Genomic DNA, 17813 nt, shown 5'->3' with positions numbered 1-17813 from the left:
TGATCAGAATATTTTGTGCTTTACTTTTTTACGCTGGTCCTCAATCTTTAGATTCAGTTTCTCTTTAAACTCGATATATTTCGGGTCTTTATCATCTTTTGTTTTATGTTCTAAAGCTTTGTTGATCTTAAAGTTTTCTTTAATAAAATCTTTGGTTTCTTCTGAAAAATAAGCTTCCCCGAATTTTTCAAAAACATAATGCACCGCCTGGTTATTCGGATGAATCATATCTTCTTTGTAAAAACGGTAATCGCGCAAATCATCCATCACCATCTCATAAACCGGCAGATAATGACAGTTTTCAAAGAGGGAAATAGTTTCATGGACTGCTGTAATAAGCTTAGATTTACTTAACTGGTTCTCAACCATCCCGTCTTTTGTGTGACGAACCGGAGAAACTGTAAATAAGACCTGAACATCTTCCTTACAGATATCCTTCAGGTTCAAAATTGTATTGTAAATGGATTCTGTAATTTCCTGATGGGTTAAAAGCCTTTTTTCAAAATATTTCTGCGGAATTTTGTGACAGTTGGCCACCAGCTTTTTCTTTGGGATAAATTCATAGATAAATGAAGTTCCGTAGGTAATAATTACCCAGTTGGTATCCTGAAGAAAATGATTTCCGTTTTCTAATCCTGAGTTGATTTTCTCTAGTGTCTGATGAATATACCTCGTATCAAACTGTGTATGATGGTCGAGAGAAATGAATTCATCATTAAACGTGATTAAATCTTCTTCTGTGTAAAAATCCGAATCATGGAGTCTTTTTATCGCCTGATCAATCGAGAACGGATTAAAAATCGTTCCAAAAGGATTACTAATTGTCTGGAGCTGGCCTTCATGAAGCAGGTCAGACATTTCAGAAGCAAAACAGGAGCCTATTGAAAATATTTTATCTTCAATTCCGATCTTCTTTTCCGATTTGCGGATATCTACTTCTGTCCTGAATTTCATATTTTAGGAATCAGGTAATAGGATTTAGGGTTCAGGACCGGGAAAAGCCAGCTACTAAGCCCTAAATCTATTACTTAATTTAACTTTCCCTACTCAAAAGATAGTTTGCCAGCTCTGCAAACGGTTTTTTCTTTTCTTCCGGAATATTGATTTTCTTAAGATAACTCTGACCGATTTCGTTATGCTTTTCAATTAAACGCAAAGCTTTCTCGTCTACTTTAGTTCTTCTGAAAATCTTTTCTACTCCGTATACCTTATCAATATTATCGGTTTTTTTAGAATACCAGTAATCCAGTTCTTTTCTTTCTTCTTCTGTCGCATGCTCTCTTGCCATCAGATAAAGAACCGTTTTTTTATTTTCATAGATATCTCCGGCATGCTTTTTCCCAAACTGCACCTGGTCTCCGAATACATCAAGATAATCATCCATAATCTGGAAGGCGATTCCGATATGTTTTCCGAAGTTGAAAATTGCTTTGGCATCTTTGAAGTTTGCTTTTGCGATCAATGCTCCGATTTCAAAAGAGGAAGCACTCAGCACTCCGGTTTTATAGGTAATCATTCTGATATAATCATCGAACGTTACATTTTCCTGGGTTTCAAAGTTGATATCATATTGCTGACCTTCACATAGCAGAAGACCTGTATGGGTAAAAATTCTGATACATGCCTTGAATATTTCGGGTTCAAGATCTTCAAAAAATTTGTAGGCTTTCAGCATCAGTCCGTCTCCTGAAAGAATTCCTACGTTGATCCCGTGTAATGTATGAATGGTAGGTTTATTTCTTCTCAAAGGGGCTTCATCCATAATATCATCATGGATCAGGGTGAAATTATGGAAGAATTCTATTGCTAAAGCAGGTTTTATCGCTTCTTTCGGATCACCGCCAAATAAATCACAGGCCATTAAAACCATAATCGGACGAAGACGTTTTCCACCATGGGAAATAATGTAATTCATCGGATCATATAATTCCGTGGGCTTATCTTTAAAAGTGTATTTAGTGATGGCATCAGCAACGATCTGTTGGTACTTGTCTAAAAATTCCATAAAATCCTATAATTTCAACAAAAATACAATTTTTCAGGGCTTTATAAAACAAAAAACTTTGCCCATTTGGACAAAGTTTGGTATTGTTATTAAAAAATTTCTATCCTAAGAAAATAAAGTCACTAAAAGATAGGTAACCCCTGCTACAATAGCTGAAATAGGAATTGTAAGTACCCAGGCCCAAAGTAAGCTTACCGTAATCCCCCATCTTACCGCAGAAACTCTTTTCGTCAAACCAACCCCGATGATAGAACCTGTAATCGTATGTGTTGTAGAAACAGGAATGCCAAAGTGATCTGTAATAAATAAAGTAATAGCCCCTGCTGTTTCAGCGCTCACCCCTTCTAATGGAGTTACTTTTGTAATTTTAGTTCCCATTGTTTTAATGATCTTCCAACCACCACTCATCGTTCCTAAACCAATAGCAAGGAATGATACCAGAGGAACCCAAAGATAATGCTGGGCAAAATAATCAAAACGTCCTGCAGAAGGTATATTAAGATAAACAGGATCGTGCAGGATTTCCACGTGGTAATAAATCAGTGCTGCCCCAATAATACCCATCACTTTCTGGGCATCATTTAAGCCGTGTCCCAAGCTGAATAGTGCTGAAGAAGCCAGCTGTAATCTCTTGAATGATTGATCTGCCTTATGGGGGTTCGATTTTTTATAAAGATGAACAATAATTAAGGTAATGATAATTGAGATCACCATTCCTATAACGGGAGCCATGAAGATGAACAGGAAAATAGGAATTACCTTATCAAATTTCACTACACTTTGCGTAGTTACCTGATGAAAGGCTTCCTTAAATGTTTCTATAAAACCTAATCCCGGTTGTGCAGCCGCCACATCATGATAATCCATCATGAAGGCATGCATTAATGCTGCCCCTAAAAACCCTCCAATTAAGGTATGTGACGATGATGAAGGAATACCAAACCACCATGTTAAAAGATTCCAGGCAATGGCTGCCACAAGGCCTGACAATATAACTTCAAGCGTGATAAAATTTTCATTAACTGTTTTGGCAATTGTATTACCAATTTTAAATTCTCCAATAATATAGGCTGCAATAAAAAAAGCTGCAAAGTTCCAGAGTGCAGCCCAGAGTACAGCCTGAAAAGGTGTTAAAACCTTCGTAGAAACAATTGTAGCAATTGAATTGGCCGCATCATGAAAACCATTGATATAATCGAAGATTAAAGCTAAAGCAATAATAACCGTAAGTAAAATCGGAAATTCCATTTTTGTTATCTTGTTTTATGCGTATTTAATCATGATGTTCTCAATAGTATTGGCAACATCTTCTGCTTTGTCTGTTACTATTTCAAGATAATTAAGTACCGATGAAATTTTGATGATATTGATGGCATCATTTGTTTCAAACAATTCTACCATTGAATTGGATAGCAGGTCGTCAGCAATATTTTCAATAGAATTTACTTTAATACAAGCTTCTTTCACCTGTTCCATGTTTTTAAACCCTTTCAGGTTTTTCATTGCATTCTGGATTTCAAGACATGCTTTGTGGATCAATAAAGAAAAGTCTGCATAAGCCCTCATTAAAGGCGATTTATATAAGAAAATATATTTTGTAGAAGCGTAGATATAATCAGCAATATCATCTAAACCTGTTGCCAATGTGTGAATATCTTCACGATCAAAAGGAGTGATAAAGTTTTTTCCTAATTCTACGAAGATCTCGTGGGTAAGTTCATCATTTTTATGCTCATAGTCACTCATTTTCTTTAGCATCGTATCATCATTAAGATCGAAATCTTTGATTCCGTTGTTAAAGTCCTCAGACATTGCAACTAAGTTCTCAGTTACTTTTTCGAAAAGCACGAAGAAGATTTTATCCTTTGGTTGAAAAGCGTGGAAAATATTACCAATTCCCATTTTTAAGTATTTATAATTTGAGTGCAAATTTCCTAAAAAAGGACCTTACCTGAAACTATCTGACATTAAGTTTTGTTAACATTAGGTTAACACTTGATTATCAAACAAAAAAACCGGCTGTAGCGCCGGTTTTATATCATTAGGAATGAGATTAATTAGCCTCTTCAGCTCTCATATCTTTTCCTCTGAATTTCATTGATGAAATGTTATTTAAAAGCTCTCCTTTAAAGGATTTTTCAATTTCAAAGAATGAGAATTTCTCTAAAATTTCAATATCCCCGATTTCAGCTCTTTTTTTGCCGCCTCCGCCGGCAGTAGCTTTATTAATAATATCTAAAACATCAAGCTTTTTCAACTGGTCTTTTTTACCAAGATTGAAGAAAAATCTTACCATGTTTTCATTCTTTCTTCTCGGTTTTCCACCACGGTCTCTCCCTCTGTCTCCTCTCTCGCCACGGTCACGGTCTCTACCTCTGTCTCTGTCACGACCTCTGTCTCTTCTTGAATAATCATCATCCCTGCTATTGAATTTCTGCTCAGCAAGGTCATGTTTGTCTTTATAATACAGTGCAAGATCCTTCAGCTGGAATTGCAGTAACTGGTGTACAAGCTCTTCTTTTGTGAAGTTGCTTAAGTCCGGGATTAATTTATCATCAAATGTAAATATATCTTCGTGCTCTGTCAACAATTTCTCGAAAACCCCACCTACCTGAGCTTTGATAATCTCATCTCCTGTCGGAATTATTTTTTCGTTGATCTCGATTTTGGTTGCAGATTTGATCTGTTTCAGTTTTCGGCTTTCTTCCGGCTTTATTAATGCCATTGAAATTCCGTCTTTTCCGGCCCTACCTGTTCTACCGCTTCTGTGTACGAATACTTCAGGATCATCCGGTAAAGAATAGTGGATAACGTGAGTCAGGGAATTTACATCCAATCCTCTAGCCGCCACATCTGTTGCTACCAGAATATCAATATTCTTCAATCTGAATTTCTTCATTACAGTATCTCTCTGCGCCTGAGAAAGATCACCATGAAGGGCATCAGCTGCATATCCGTTCTGCATTAAGAAATCAGCAACTTCCTGAGTTTCCATTCTTGTTCTGCAGAAAATAATGGAATACTGGTTCGGGTTGGCATCAATTAATCTCTTAAGTGCCTCTTTTTTCTGGCGGTATCCTACAACGTAATATTCGTGGGAAATATTCTTTTTAACTTCGTTAATAGAACCTACCGAAATACGGTGTGGTTTTGTAAGATAATTTTTAGAAATTCTTTCCACTTCTTTATTCATCGTTGCCGAGAATAAGAAAGTTTGTTTTGTTTCAGGAGTTTCGCTCAAAATTGTTTCCAATTCGTCTTTGAAACCCATTGAAAGCATTTCATCGGCTTCGTCTAAAACCAGCCAGTGAATCGCAGAAAAATCAAGTGCTTTTCTGTTGATAAGGTCGATTACTCTTCCCGGAGTACCTACAATAATCTGAGGCTTATCCTTCAGAGACCGGATTTGTTCCATAATACTGCTTCCACCATAAACCGCAGTAGTTTTGATGTCTTTCATGTATTTAGAATAATTCTTTATGTCTTTTGCAATCTGAAGACATAATTCTCGTGTCGGACAAAGCACCAAAAGTTGGATTTTGCGACTCGTATCGTCAATCATATCCAAAATCGGAAGCGAAAACGCTGCAGTTTTGCCTGTCCCAGTCTGCGCAAGTGCGATAAGATCGCGTATATCTGAAAGAATAAAAGGGATAGTCTGTTTTTGGATTTCTGTCGGGCTTTCGTAGCCCATTTCGCCAATTGCCTTAAGGATGTCAGGACTTAAATTGGTTTCCGTAAATAAATTCATTAAATATTTTAAAATTTTTGCAAAGATACAATTATTATTTGGATTTTATTTTATACAATATTACAGAATTAATAATTTTATTTCAGAAAACCCTAATCATTTTTAAATTTCCACAGAAAAACTATATTTTTTTTATTTTTAATTTAATAATATTTCAAACCCTATTTTTATTATTGAATTATTAAAAACATTCCCTGATTAATTACAAATTGTTAAAATATGTATAAAGTTGGGTGTATGAATAGATTTAATTAAATTTGATTTAAAATAAAAAAATATGTCGGCCACTATTTCTACAAAAACTTTTGATTTTCTAAAAAAACTTACCAAGAACAACAACCGGGAATGGTTTACAGAAAACAAAGACCTGTATACGGAATCCCAGGGAAATGTAATTTTTTTCCTTGAAGATTTAATTAAAGAAATGAGTGGATTTGATGAAGAGCTGGCCAAAATAGACGCTAAAAAAGCATTGTTCAGGATTTACAGGGATACCCGGTTTTCAAAAGATAAGATCCCGTATAAAACCAATTTCGGAGCTTCTCTGGGAATGGGAAAAGGCAGCCAGAAAGGGGGATATTATCTTCATATAGAACCAGGAAAATCATTTTTAGCAGGTGGAATTTATATGCCTGAATCTTCAGTTTTAAAAGAAGTGCGAAAAGAGATCTCATTGTATGGCAATGATTTCCTGAAGATTTTAAACAATAAAGATTTCAAAAAACATTTCCCGGAACTCAATCAGGATGATAAGCTGAAAAAAATACCTCAGGGCTTTGAAAAGGAAGATCCAATGGGAGAATATTTAAAACTGAAAAACTTTATTGTGCTTTATAGCTTGAAAGACGAAGAAATACTGGATAAAAATGCAGTAAAAAACTTTTCAAAGGTTTTCAAACTGATGAAGCCGTTTAACGATTTCCTGAATACTCCGTTTCAATAGGCTTAAATTAATTGGAAGAATACCATTTTTAAACTGAATATTTTTTCTCGCAGATTTTGCTGATCCGGCAAATGTACTAAATCTCAATTCTACAAGAAAAATCGCGACAGAACTTTTCACTGATAATCAACCCATTACAATCATTTAATTTTAACACACATTTAACATTTTTACTTATCTTTGCTCACTGTCAAAAAAACAAGAATGTCTTTATACCAAAGAATTGCAGAAAACTTACAATACATCAGCCCTGGATTTTATAAAAAAAGATACTTTAAGAGCTTAAATCATCTTTCCAAAAATAATTTTTCGGCACGGAATGTAGAACCGGAATTGGTCTGGATAAAGGAATACCTGTCTCAGAATGCTGTAATTCTTGACATTGGAGCCAATGTCGGAACTTTTTTGTATCAACTGGAAAATAAACTGAATCATCAGAATATTTATGCTTTTGAACCTAATAAAAAGCTTCATGACCGTTTAAAACGGCTGTTTCCTGCGATGAAAGTTCTTCCTTTGGCGCTTTCTGATGAAAACACAGTTGCGGAATTTAAAGTTCCCATTATTAACGGTAAAATGATCGCGTCAAGAGGTACGCTGAATATCTCGTATAAAGAAAAAGGTGAAGAAAAAAGCTATACCGAGAAAGTACAGGTTATTAAGCTGGATGATTGGGCTCCTACAGTTTCTTTAAACAAGCTTGATTTTATCAAAATAGATGTTGAAGGAAATGAAATGAAAACCCTTTTGGGAGCAAAAAAAACAATACAGCATTTTTTACCGACCTTAATGGTTGAAATGGAACAGAGACATCATAGCACCCCCATCTGGAATGAGATCGCCGAGGTGGAAAACTGGGGATATGAAGCCCGGTATTTAAACAGAAACACTTTTGAACTTGACAAACTTACGGAAGAGATCATTATACAGAACACCAACGACGAAAAAAACAAAACGGATTATATCAACAATATTATTTTTATTCCTAAAAACCAATAAAACAGCATTATGAGTGTAGTAGCAAGGCAAGGCTTCAAATATTCCATCATTGGCTATATCGGTTTTTTGCTGGGAACTGTTTCTGCGATTTTCATCTTTCCGAATAATTTTGAATTTTACGGAAAGCTTCGTTATATCCTTCCCAGTGCAGAGCTTCTGGTTCCTTTTGTTGTTATGGGAATTTCATACTCTAATGTGAAATTTTTTCATACTGTAGAAAAAGACGGGAAAGAACAGAATATGCTTTCCCTATCTTTACTGGCTGTTTTTGTCAATTTTCTTATTTTCTTAATCCTGTTTTTTATACTTCCTTATCTATTTCCACAGTTCAGAAATACCGAAGCATGGAAGATCAAGGAGATCATTCTTCCGTTAGTCCTGATTCTTTCTTTTTGTGCTATTTTCAATAAATATACTTCCAATTATAAAAGAATTGTTGTATCTAATATTTTCGATAATCTTTTTCCTAAAATAGCCAACTTAGGGGCTTTTCTTTTATTCTTTTTTATTTCGTCCCGGACTGGATTTCTGTTTTTTTTCGGAGTATTTGTCATGATGTTGCTCGGCTATGTTTACTACACAAATAAACTGAAGAAGATACAGCTTGATTTCAATACAGATTATTTTAAAAAGGATAATTTCTGGAAGGAGTTTTTCAATTACAGTTTTTTTGGTTTCCTGGGAACATTCGGGAATTACCTGGCAATTAACAGTATTATGATCGGCGAATTTATGGGAATGGAAGAAAATGGAATTTATGCTGTCCTGTATGCTTTGATTTCTCTTATTTCTATTCCTCAATTAGGGCTCTTCAACGTTTCGGCACCAATTATAAGTAAAACCCTTGCAGACGGAGATATGGCAGAACTTGACCGCTTCCATAAAAAAACATCTCTGACACTCTATTTTTTAGGAGCTGTTTTGTTTTCATGCATCATGGTCGGGTTTCCTTACCTGACTGAGTTTATGCCTGAAAACGGGACCCTGCTGAGAGAATATGAACCGGTAGTCTGGATATGGGGTTCTGCTGTTCTTGTTGATTTGGCGACAGGATTTAACGGAAATATTATTTCTCTTTCAAAATATTATAGATTCAATATCCTGGTTATGTTGATTTTGGCAGGATTGACCGTCGGACTGAATTATTATTTCATTAAAAACACGGATCTTAAATTAATCGGAATTGCTTTATCTACGGCTATTTCGTTAACAACCTATAATGTAATTAAAATCCTTTTCAATTACTTTATGTTTAAAGTTTCTCCATTGTCGATTGAAATGATTTTCGTTTCGATCATCTGTACTTTAGCAATTACCGTGGCGATTGTTTTACCTACTTTCAACAGTAACCTTATTAATTTAATTTACAAGCCGGCAGTTGTACTGATACTTATTTATATTGGAAATTATTTCACTAAGATCTTTCCGGTTGAAGATTATCTGAATGTGAAATTCATTAAGAGCATCCTGAAATTTAAATAAGAAATTATAAACTGTTTAAAACCTTTTCCAGGTTTGCAAGAACCACATCCCGGCTATACTTTTCATTAAAATCGAAAGTAATATTTTTAAGACCATTAAACTGTTCAATTATATTTTCCGTTTCAGGAATAATAAATTCAGATTTTGAGGGATAATTCTTTGGGAAAACTGCTATTTTTCCATATTTGATGGCATCTCCAAGATTTCCGGTCATTTTTGTTACGCCATATGTTTCCGGCTGGCTGAAAAATTCAGTCTGCTGTTGAATGGGACACCACAAAACATCTGCTTTACGCATCCAGCTTTCGAAGTCATGTGATGAAACCCGTTCTGTGAAATACTTAATCATGATATTTTCCGGTAAATTTGCAGATAATTTTTCAAGCTCCTTCAGTTCACTACCCCGGGCTTTTCCAAGAAATACAAAGTTGTAATATACTGAAACATGGCTATTCCGGATGGTTTTAAAAATATACTGATAGTCTCTTCTTTTTTGAGAAACACTACCGGGAATCACGACAATCAGTTCTTTATTTTCCTTTTTCTCAAAATTTCCGGTATAAAAAAGAGGCAGGAATTTATAGGTCCCTGAAGATAATTCCGGATCTAAAACCATGAGGTTCCTTGCCTGTTTATAAGGTTTTGACAAATAAAAAAGTCCTTCTTTCCACCATAGTTTAAGCCTGTAAATAACATCTTCTTTAAAAATGCTTTTGATTAAGCTCCATCTTGATGTTTGAGGAAAGTTCAGATTATGTACAATAACAGCGGTATTGTATTTTTGGGTAATGGCAAAAAAAGTATTAAAATACCTGTGAACCGTTCCGATTATTACAACGTCATATCCCTTATCTTTCAGCTGATCCGTAATCATAGAGCTATCAGATAAAAAAACAGCTTCCTGATCTTCCATGATCTGATCTTTGATCTTTTTCGAAAAGTAGTAATCTACCGTAAATTCTCTGGAATCACGCATAATATCCATGAAAGCCCTGGCTATTTCCGCATGGGTATCAATTTCTATGTAGGCTATTTTTTTCACTGTTTAACCGGGTTAAAGATCTCTTCCAACGCAAAGATCGTAAAGTTTTATTTTAAGTAATTCTATTTTAAAGTTCACAAGAACATCAATACTTAACAAGGCTATGATTCTGTGATTCTACGCTTTAGCAATTTCTCTATTATCTCTCCAGCCATTTTTTCTTCAAAACCTTCCATCGATGATCATTCATCATTTTCTGTTCGTCTTTTGTAATTTTCAATTCAAGATTTTGAGATTTACAATATTCGTATGCTTTAATGATTTTAAAGAAGAATGAAACCGATTTACTTTTCGTAGCCTCTTTGAATGCAGCAATATAGGCAAGGAATCTTTTCAAACCCTGGAAATAAAAGTATCTTCCGTAGTAATCAGATGCTCTTACCGTGTAATCGGCACCTTTGACCTTAATCAGTTTAACATGAAGTTCCGGCACTACTACTTCTTTCCAGCCTGAATTCTCCAGTAAAACAGAATCTATATTATCCCAACCCAACGTCTCTCTCAAGCCGCCGATCTGTAAAAAACACTCCTTCCGGTAAGATTTCATAGGGCCTCTCACATGCTGTTTGTTTGAGTTTCCTTCATAAACCCAATTCCCGTTTTTTTCGATATAGAGTAAACCGCCGATTAAACCGTACTCAGGATTTTTCCGGAAAGAATCTTCTATGGCTTCAAGATAATCTGGGGATAAAATAATGTCTGCATCAAACTTACAGATGATGTCATAATGATCAAGAGATTGGGTTTCCAATCCTTTTTTAAAGGCATTGACAACTTTTGAGCCCGGCTGATGAGCCGATTTCTGAAGATTAACCGTTTCAAAACGGGAGTCCTTATCTGTGTATTTCCTGATGATTTCCGGTGTTTTATCCGCGGATCCATCATTCACTACTACTACTTTATAATCTTTAAAATTTTGTTGCAGTAAAGAATCTAAAGTAAAGGTAAGATGATCTTCTTCGTTATGAGCAGGGATGATAATTAGAAATCTCAACTTATTTTTTTATTTTCAAATTTACTTCAAATAAAAATTCCGGTTCCTGCAGGGTTTCAAAAGGTTTCGTTTTAAAATCTCCTTTGATGAAAACCGCACACATCGAATTGGCCACATGATACAGATTCTGATGAAAACCTTTTGGTAATCCGTCTAAAATTCCCATAAAAACTTCATACCTTATTTTTTCGGGGTTAAAAGCATAATCATGCCATACAACTACTGAGTTTTCATGAACAAGGTTTCTGAAAATCTGTTCGGTATCATTTTTCACCATTTCATAAGAATGGTCTCCATCGATAAAAATAAGGTCATATTTCCGGTTTAGGCCGTTAAAATCAAATGTTTTTGAATTTCCTTCCAGATGAAGGATATCCGGGTTTTTCTTTGAAATAATCCCGTGCAGTTCAGCATATTTTTTGTTGAGCCCCAGTGTAATGATCTCTTCTTTAGAAAGATTGAATGTTGTACAGTCGTCAATAACTTTAGCTACATTCCAGACACTTTCCCCTCTCCAGGTCCCGATCTCAAAAAAGTTTTTCTTTCCTTTTGCCAGTGTTTTCAGCAAGGCCAGATCAGTAGGAAGCGAGCCACCATCTAAAAAGCAGAGATCGACGGTTTCATTGAAATCTTCACCCAGATCAGAAAGCCTGATCTGGGGAAGAGTTTCCCGATGTGGATATTTTTTCAGGAATTCTTTTTTTCTTGCTTCATTGTCATTCAATATCAAATTAAGCAGGCTTGGTTCCTGGGCTATATTTTGAAATGCCAGAACGGTTTTTTTGATTTTACTCACCGAAAATACTATTTGTTATGAGGTTTAAGCATGTTTTTAGGATCAAGTATTTCATCCAGTTTTTCCTGGGAAAGGATTCCTTTTTCCAGAACTAAATTGTAAACGCTTTTTCCTGTTTCCAGGGCTTCTTTGGCAATTTGTGTTGATTGTTTATATCCGATATATGGGTTAAGAGCGGTTACAATACCTATGCTGTGCTTCACCATGTTCAGGCAAACTTCTTTATTGGCAGTAATTCCGACAACACATTTTTCACGAAGGGTATCAAGGGCATTGCAAAGGAAATTGATGTTTTCCATAATAGCATGAGAAAGTACCGGTTCCATTACATTAAGCTGTAATTGACCTGCTTCTGCTGCAAAGGTTACCGTTAAATCATTTCCGATTACTTTAAAACATACCTGGTTCACTACTTCCGGAATTACAGGGTTTACTTTTCCCGGCATGATGGATGATCCCGGCTGCATAGGAGGCAAATTAATTTCAAAAAGCCCTGCTCTCGGTCCTGAAGAAAGCAGCCTTAAATCATTACAGATTTTTGACAGTTTTACAGCAAGACGCTTGGTCGCAGAAGAATAGATCACATAAGAGCCAGTATCCGGTGTTGCTTCTACCAAATCCGGTGCTGAAACTACAGGAAATCCGGTCACCTGAGCCAGGTTTCTGGCACAAAGTGAGGCATATCCCACAGGAGCATTTAATCCTGTTCCGATAGCTGTAGCTCCCATATTTACTTCTACAAAAAGGTCGGCATTGTTATTCAGCTTCGAAATATCTTCTTCAAGATTCGCTGCAAAAGCTTCAAATTCCTGTCCCAAAGTCATAGGAACAGCATCCTGAAGCTGGGTTCTTCCCATTTTGATGACATCCTGAAACTCCCTGCCTTTAGCCCGGAAAGCATCTACTATTTTCTGAAGCCTGTCTGCCAATCCTGCATTCATCTGCAACAATCCCATTTTTATCGCTGTAGGATAGGCATCGTTTGTAGACTGAGACAGGTTGATATGGTCATTCGGAGAACAGAATTCATATTCTCCTTTATTTTTTCCTAATTTTTCTAAAACCCTGTTAGCAATCACTTCATTGGCATTCATATTGATTGAAGTTCCTGCTCCGCCCTGGATCATATCTACAGGGAATTGATCATGAAGCTGGCCCGCAATGATTTCGTCACAGGTTTCAGCAATTTTGAGATACAGGTTTTCTTCCAGTAAACCCAGTTCATAATTGGTTTTAGCAGCAGCTTTTTTTACAAAAGCCAATCCTCTGATAAATGCCGGATATGATGAAAGAAGCTGTCCGGAAATTTTAAAGTTGTTAATTGCCCTTTGAGTCTGAACGCCATAATAAGCATTAATGGGTACATTAAGTTCTCCCAGCAGGTCGCTCTCTTTTCTGAAATTTTCCATTACGGATTTTTTAAGTGTTTTATAGGTTTTAAATATAGCAAAAACGCACCTTAACCGATGCGCTTTAAATTTATTTTATTGGATATTTTTGATTCAAAGCCTGTAGTATTGCCCATGTTTCAGCATCCATTATTCCGTCATAGTTTTGTGGTCGGAAATGATACTGAAAAGCTTCTATTGTTTTTTTGGTTGCATCATCCCAGCTCCCACTCGTTTCTGTTCCATATCCGAATTTTTGCAATTGGGACTGTACATTAAAGATAAATGAGGGCTCATTATACTTCATCGGAAGTTCCGTAGAAACTGCCAGCTCATAAAAACTCTGCTTTACAGCTTCGTCATACCACATTCCTATCTGGTATTCATCATACAGTTTTTTCCATGGAAACATCGGACCAGGATCCTGCTTTCTTGCAGGAGCAATATCAGAATGTGCCAATACATTGGTTGGCGGAATCTGGTATCTTGTTACAATATCTTTGGCTAATGCAGCTACTTTTTTGACCTGATCCTCACTGAAAGGAGCAAAAACTCTTTTTCCGGTTGTGTCAGCAATATATCCTGTATTTACAATTTCAACACCGATAGAATTGTCATTAAGATTTTTATCATTCCTCCAGGTACTTATTCCTGCATGATAGGCACGCTTATTCTCGTCCACCAACTGATAAATTTCGTTATCTCCTGTATTGTTTACCAGATAATGGGCACTTACCGATTGTTGGGTAAGTACGGTGATGGATTTATCATCCGGCAAAGCTGTATAATGCAATATTAAATACCGTTGTCTGAAGTTTTGAGCTACTGCGGGAAAATAGGTCTTTACCACTTTGTATCCTGCAGGTTTTGCAGAAACAATTGAACCATAACTTACCGTATTATCATTTTTTGTAATGTCTCCCACATTGGTTGTAAAAAATTCCACTCCATGTTCATTGGAAATTTGTGGTTTCTTTTTTTCCTGAACCGGTGTTTTCACCATTGTTTTAGGTTGTGTTACGGGGCTTTTAGGTTTGTAAGTAGTTTTTTTCACATTCTGCTGCGAAGTACATGAAAAAACAAAAGCGCTTAATCCGATGATATATAATGTTTTACGCATTAGTGTATTTTTTTAACCGATTATTAGCTCAAAAATACGGAAATTTTTCTTGAAAAATATTTGGTAAATAAAGAAATCTATTCTATATTTGCACTCGCAATATCGGAATAACGATCATTAAAAAATCAAGATAAAAGGAGGGTTGCCGGAGTGGTTAACGGAGCAGTTTGCTAAACTGTCGACGCGAAAGTGTCGCAAGGGTTCGAATCCCTTACCCTCCGCTTTCTTAATATATTCGGGGCGTAGCGTAGTCCGGTCATCGCGCCTGGTTTGGGACCAGGAGGTCGCAGGTTCGAATCCTGCCGCCCCGACTTTTTTAACGCGCTTATTGAACTAGGCGAGAATCAACTTTTAAGGGTGCGTAGCTCAGCTGGATAGAGCATCTGCCTTCTAAGCAGACGGTCAAAGGTTCGAATCCTTTCGCGCTCACTTAAGGAGGCACTATTTAATAGTTGTCTCCTTTTTTATATCCATAAAAATTTGTCACCCAAACCTTTACTATTTGGAACATTTAGAGTTCGGTTTTTGAAGCTAGAATTCTTCTACTATTTGTTTGAAATCATCTAGAAGTGCTACATTTAGCCACAAATTGCTCAAACTTCCTATCTGTATTTCGCATGATCGGTCCGTGACCGAAACAGATAATGGCAGGATTCAGTTTTGCTAACTTCTGGAGCGATTTGATGTTGTTCTGTTGATCCGAGGTGAATATGTTTGGCGGAAGCCGCAGACCAGTCGCTGTCGTGAGCAGGTTCATATTTGTCGCCACATCTCCGATTATCAGTACGCCATCTCGCTCACGGAATAAAGAAATATGACCTGCCGAATGTCCGGGTGTCTCTATTATCCGAAAGTTTCCGATCCTATCGTTTTCAACGATTGTCTGTTCGACTTTATGTCCCTGACCAGCCCAGTACTTCTGTTGAAGCTTTGCTACCCAATGTTGCGGAGTTGGATAATCGTTGGTTACCATACCCGTTTCGGTCCTAAAAACTTCGTCGGGATGACAGAGTAAGGGTATTGCAAACTCAGCGCATATCTGATCGCTACAGCCCTGGTGGTCTGCATGGGCATGCGTCAGTATATGTTGATAAACGGGGACTTTCTGGAGAGCTTTCTTTACAGTAGTATATGAACTCCGTATTCCGGAGTCTACCAATACATCTTCGATAATATAGCAGTTAATGCTGTTTCGTGGCATCAGTGAAACCTGAAATACTTCGGGAGCAATTTGACGTAACATAGTTTTTTTGTGCAAATCTACATCGCTAATCAGGACTGCATAAGGACATTTGTCCTATAATACATTGGGTCTATGTATTTGTCTCTTCGCCCGTGTAAGCGATCGCTGCGTAATGCCCAGGTACGATGCCAGATCCTGCGTCGCTATGCGCTGGACGAGCATCGGTTCGTCAGACAGAACATGACGGTATTTATCCACAGCCGACCTGTTATTGTAATTCAGCAGATAACGTTCCTTTTGTTTATACTCCTGCTCCATCACCGATTTTATAACTCCGTTCCAAGCCGTCACCTGACCAAGCAGATGCTGATAGTCCGGATAGCTTATCCTATAGATTACACTATCTTCTATAGCCCTGATATTCCTTCTAGATTTTTCCTGCTTCACAAACTCCGGAAACGAGGTGACAAATTCCTTTTCAAACTTGAAGCAGGTTATATTTTCCTTTCCTTCTTTGTCGATAGCATATGCTTTTACAGCGCCACTAGCAATAAATCCAACATGACAGCAGGATTCATCCTCACGAATAAAAAAATCACTTTTTTTTAAACGGATCGGTTGAAAGAACTGCGTAGAAAAGTTGATTTCCTCGGCGGATAGTCCTCCTGTTGAGGATAGGTAATTTTCAAATACGTCAGCCATTTCACAATTTTTTCGTCCTTTTATTTTCTTTTTAACCGTCTATGGATTACATACCAAATTCGGCATCCAAATCTAACAATTATTATACATTAAAAAAGTATAAAACTCAACAAAATACCCGTAAAACCCAATTAAGATCAACAGCTAAGGAGTTTGAGGATAATCCCATCAAGTTCACAAAAAAACTTACAATAAATTGTAAGTTTTTTTGTTTACACTATCCGGTTATTACTTTCTACATTTTATTATTTCCCAACGATTTGAATTCTCTGTGAAATAGAAATGCGTTTCCACTTCGAATTGCACCATTACACGATTTATTAAGGATTGAAATAAAAGTTAAGCAGTTTTTTTATCTTAATATTACCGGTTATAGCCTCCTATTCTTGTTTCTAAGTTCCCGTTTTATTTTTCTATATTCCCAAGGTGCCACAGCATGTACATCGTGCCAAAGCCCCACTTTTCTATATTGGGCATTTTTCTGTAACTTCCCTAAAGATGTATCTTTGGAAAAAGGAAAATACCACCATCCGAATCCCTTTTTTATAAGCTCTCTCGAAAGGTATTTTCCATTATCATAATATACCATGGCAATAGAACGTCCATAGCGGTCTTTATCGGTTTCAATAAAATTAACAGTTTTACCATATACCTGATCCGATGTAAATTGCTTAGCATTTTTCCCGAATGCCTGCCCTTTTTCCGGGCAATCAACCTCAGCAAGTCTCAGTTTTTTCTGTTGGTTTCCTTCAAGAAGAACAGTAATTGTATCTCCGTCTGAAATTTTAATAACTCTTCCACTGGTTTGAGAGAACACCAGCAAGGGAAAAAGCAAACACACAATCATTAATCGCTTCATTGTGCAAATATAAGTATAATAAAAGCTAAAAAGCTTTAACCTGAGCTTTCCTCTTCATTGATCCCGTGTCTGCTAATAACCGGCTTCTCATTTTCTATTCCTCTTACCGCAGCGCCATAATAGAGTCAGCAGCCGGATATTTTTATTTTTTTGCAAATCCTATAACTTAATGATTATCAGACAGAATAAAATCAGTAAAAAGTCAACTGAAAAATTAAATAAAATTTATTCTAAATTTTATTTTTTTAATTAAAAAAGTATTGTACCTTTGCAACCGCAAAAACGAAGTAAAATTTGTTCATGCTGACAATCATCGGGGCGTAGCGTAGTCCGGTCATCGCGCCTGGTTTGGGACCAGGAGGTCGCAGGTTCGAATCCTGCCGCCCCGACTTTTTTAACGCGCTTATTGAACTAGGCGAGAATCAACTTTTAAGGGTGCGTAGCTCAGCTGGATAGAGCATCTGCCTTCTAAGCAGACGGTCAAAGGTTCGAATCCTTTCGCGCTCACTTAATGACACCATTAGGACAATTTAGGCCAAATGGTGTCAT

General features: G+C 36.6%; 16 protein-coding genes and 5 tRNA genes. 8 read left to right on the top strand and 13 right to left on the bottom strand.

Going from position 1 to position 17813, the window contains the following annotated elements; genetic code table 11:
- Nucleotides 1-3: 3 nt before the first annotated feature.
- From PMI13_RS05050 to PMI13_RS05030, 5 genes are all read right to left on the bottom strand, one after another.
- Nucleotides 4-954: a GSCFA domain-containing protein gene (locus PMI13_RS05050; protein WP_007841319.1), complete on the bottom strand. Its 951-nt coding sequence runs from the start codon at nt 952-954 to the stop codon at nt 4-6.
- A gap of 79 nt (nt 955-1033) precedes the next feature.
- A complete protein-coding gene (locus tag PMI13_RS05045) occupies nt 1034-2005 on the bottom strand; it encodes a polyprenyl synthetase family protein (RefSeq protein WP_007841317.1) in 972 nt (323 codons plus the stop codon).
- A 105-nt stretch (nt 2006-2110) separates the two neighbouring features.
- Nucleotides 2111-3253, bottom strand: coding sequence for an inorganic phosphate transporter (locus PMI13_RS05040; RefSeq protein WP_007841316.1), 1143 nt, complete (start codon nt 3251-3253; stop codon nt 2111-2113).
- A 15-nt stretch (nt 3254-3268) separates the two neighbouring features.
- Nucleotides 3269-3907 (bottom strand): DUF47 domain-containing protein, encoded by a 639-nt coding sequence (locus PMI13_RS05035; RefSeq protein ID WP_007841314.1) that lies wholly within the window; start codon nt 3905-3907, stop codon nt 3269-3271.
- Nucleotides 3908-4058: 151 nt separating this feature from the next.
- Nucleotides 4059-5756, bottom strand: coding sequence for a DEAD/DEAH box helicase (locus PMI13_RS05030; protein ID WP_007841312.1), 1698 nt, complete (start codon nt 5754-5756; stop codon nt 4059-4061).
- Nucleotides 5757-6033: 277 nt separating this feature from the next.
- Here PMI13_RS05030 and PMI13_RS05025 point away from each other — a divergent pair, with 277 nt between their 5' ends.
- From PMI13_RS05025 to PMI13_RS05015, 3 genes are all read left to right on the top strand, one after another.
- Nucleotides 6034-6699, top strand: a complete 666-nt coding sequence (locus PMI13_RS05025) for a DUF2461 domain-containing protein (protein ID WP_007841310.1) — start codon at nt 6034-6036, stop codon at nt 6697-6699.
- Between the two features lie 204 nt (nt 6700-6903).
- Nucleotides 6904-7698: an FkbM family methyltransferase gene (locus tag PMI13_RS05020; protein ID WP_007841305.1), complete on the top strand. Its 795-nt coding sequence runs from the start codon at nt 6904-6906 to the stop codon at nt 7696-7698.
- A 9-nt stretch (nt 7699-7707) separates the two neighbouring features.
- Nucleotides 7708-9180 (top strand): lipopolysaccharide biosynthesis protein, encoded by a 1473-nt coding sequence (locus PMI13_RS05015; protein ID WP_007841304.1) that lies wholly within the window; start codon nt 7708-7710, stop codon nt 9178-9180.
- Nucleotides 9181-9184: 4 nt separating this feature from the next.
- Here PMI13_RS05015 and PMI13_RS05010 read toward each other — a convergent pair whose 3' ends face one another.
- From PMI13_RS05010 to PMI13_RS04990, 5 genes are all read right to left on the bottom strand, one after another.
- On the bottom strand, nt 9185-10222 hold the full coding sequence (locus PMI13_RS05010; RefSeq protein WP_007841303.1) for a hypothetical protein: 1038 nt from the start codon (nt 10220-10222) through the stop codon (nt 9185-9187).
- 139 nt (nt 10223-10361) lie between these two features.
- Nucleotides 10362-11216, bottom strand: coding sequence for a glycosyltransferase (locus PMI13_RS05005; RefSeq protein ID WP_007841302.1), 855 nt, complete (start codon nt 11214-11216; stop codon nt 10362-10364).
- Nucleotide 11217: 1 nt separating this feature from the next.
- Nucleotides 11218-12012, bottom strand: coding sequence for a class I SAM-dependent methyltransferase (locus tag PMI13_RS05000; RefSeq protein ID WP_007841301.1), 795 nt, complete (start codon nt 12010-12012; stop codon nt 11218-11220).
- An 8-nt stretch (nt 12013-12020) separates the two neighbouring features.
- A complete protein-coding gene (gene aspA / locus PMI13_RS04995; RefSeq protein ID WP_007841300.1) occupies nt 12021-13421 on the bottom strand; it encodes an aspartate ammonia-lyase in 1401 nt (466 codons plus the stop codon).
- A gap of 70 nt (nt 13422-13491) precedes the next feature.
- On the bottom strand, nt 13492-14520 hold the full coding sequence (locus tag PMI13_RS04990) for an N-acetylmuramoyl-L-alanine amidase (RefSeq protein ID WP_007841299.1): 1029 nt from the start codon (nt 14518-14520) through the stop codon (nt 13492-13494).
- A gap of 136 nt (nt 14521-14656) precedes the next feature.
- Between PMI13_RS04990 and PMI13_RS04985 the strand changes: the two genes are divergently transcribed.
- The 3 genes from PMI13_RS04985 to PMI13_RS04975 all read left to right on the top strand — a co-directional run bounded on the left by PMI13_RS04985 (nt 14657) and on the right by PMI13_RS04975 (nt 14949).
- Nucleotides 14657-14741: transfer RNA gene (locus tag PMI13_RS04985), tRNA-Ser, on the top strand.
- Nucleotides 14742-14756: 15 nt separating this feature from the next.
- Nucleotides 14757-14831, top strand: a tRNA-Pro gene (locus PMI13_RS04980).
- 44 nt (nt 14832-14875) lie between these two features.
- Nucleotides 14876-14949 (top strand) — tRNA-Arg (locus PMI13_RS04975).
- Nucleotides 14950-15079: 130 nt separating this feature from the next.
- Here the strand turns inward: PMI13_RS04975 and PMI13_RS04970 are convergent.
- The 3 genes from PMI13_RS04970 to PMI13_RS04960 all read right to left on the bottom strand — a co-directional run bounded on the left by PMI13_RS04970 (nt 15080) and on the right by PMI13_RS04960 (nt 17264).
- Entirely contained in the window at nt 15080-15763 is a 684-nt protein-coding gene (locus PMI13_RS04970; protein ID WP_007841297.1) for an MBL fold metallo-hydrolase, read from the bottom strand.
- A 54-nt stretch (nt 15764-15817) separates the two neighbouring features.
- Complete coding sequence (locus tag PMI13_RS04965) at nt 15818-16405, bottom strand: Crp/Fnr family transcriptional regulator (RefSeq protein ID WP_007841296.1); 588 nt, start codon at nt 16403-16405, stop codon at nt 15818-15820.
- Nucleotides 16406-16775: 370 nt separating this feature from the next.
- On the bottom strand, nt 16776-17264 hold the full coding sequence (locus PMI13_RS04960; protein WP_034669262.1) for a thermonuclease family protein: 489 nt from the start codon (nt 17262-17264) through the stop codon (nt 16776-16778).
- A 314-nt stretch (nt 17265-17578) separates the two neighbouring features.
- On the opposite strand from PMI13_RS04960, the gene PMI13_RS04955 reads away from it, so the two are divergent.
- Together PMI13_RS04955 and PMI13_RS04950 are read left to right on the top strand one after the other, a co-directional pair.
- Nucleotides 17579-17653: transfer RNA gene (locus tag PMI13_RS04955), tRNA-Pro, on the top strand.
- Between the two features lie 44 nt (nt 17654-17697).
- Nucleotides 17698-17771 (top strand) — tRNA-Arg (locus PMI13_RS04950).
- The last annotated feature ends 42 nt before the right edge of the window (nt 17772-17813 follow it).

The sequence above is a fragment of the Chryseobacterium populi genome, assembly GCF_000282115.1.
Taxonomy (GTDB): domain Bacteria; phylum Bacteroidota; class Bacteroidia; order Flavobacteriales; family Weeksellaceae; genus Chryseobacterium; species Chryseobacterium populi.
Note: the sequence above shows the minus strand (reverse complement) of the source record. Positions and strands in the feature narration are given on the sequence as shown.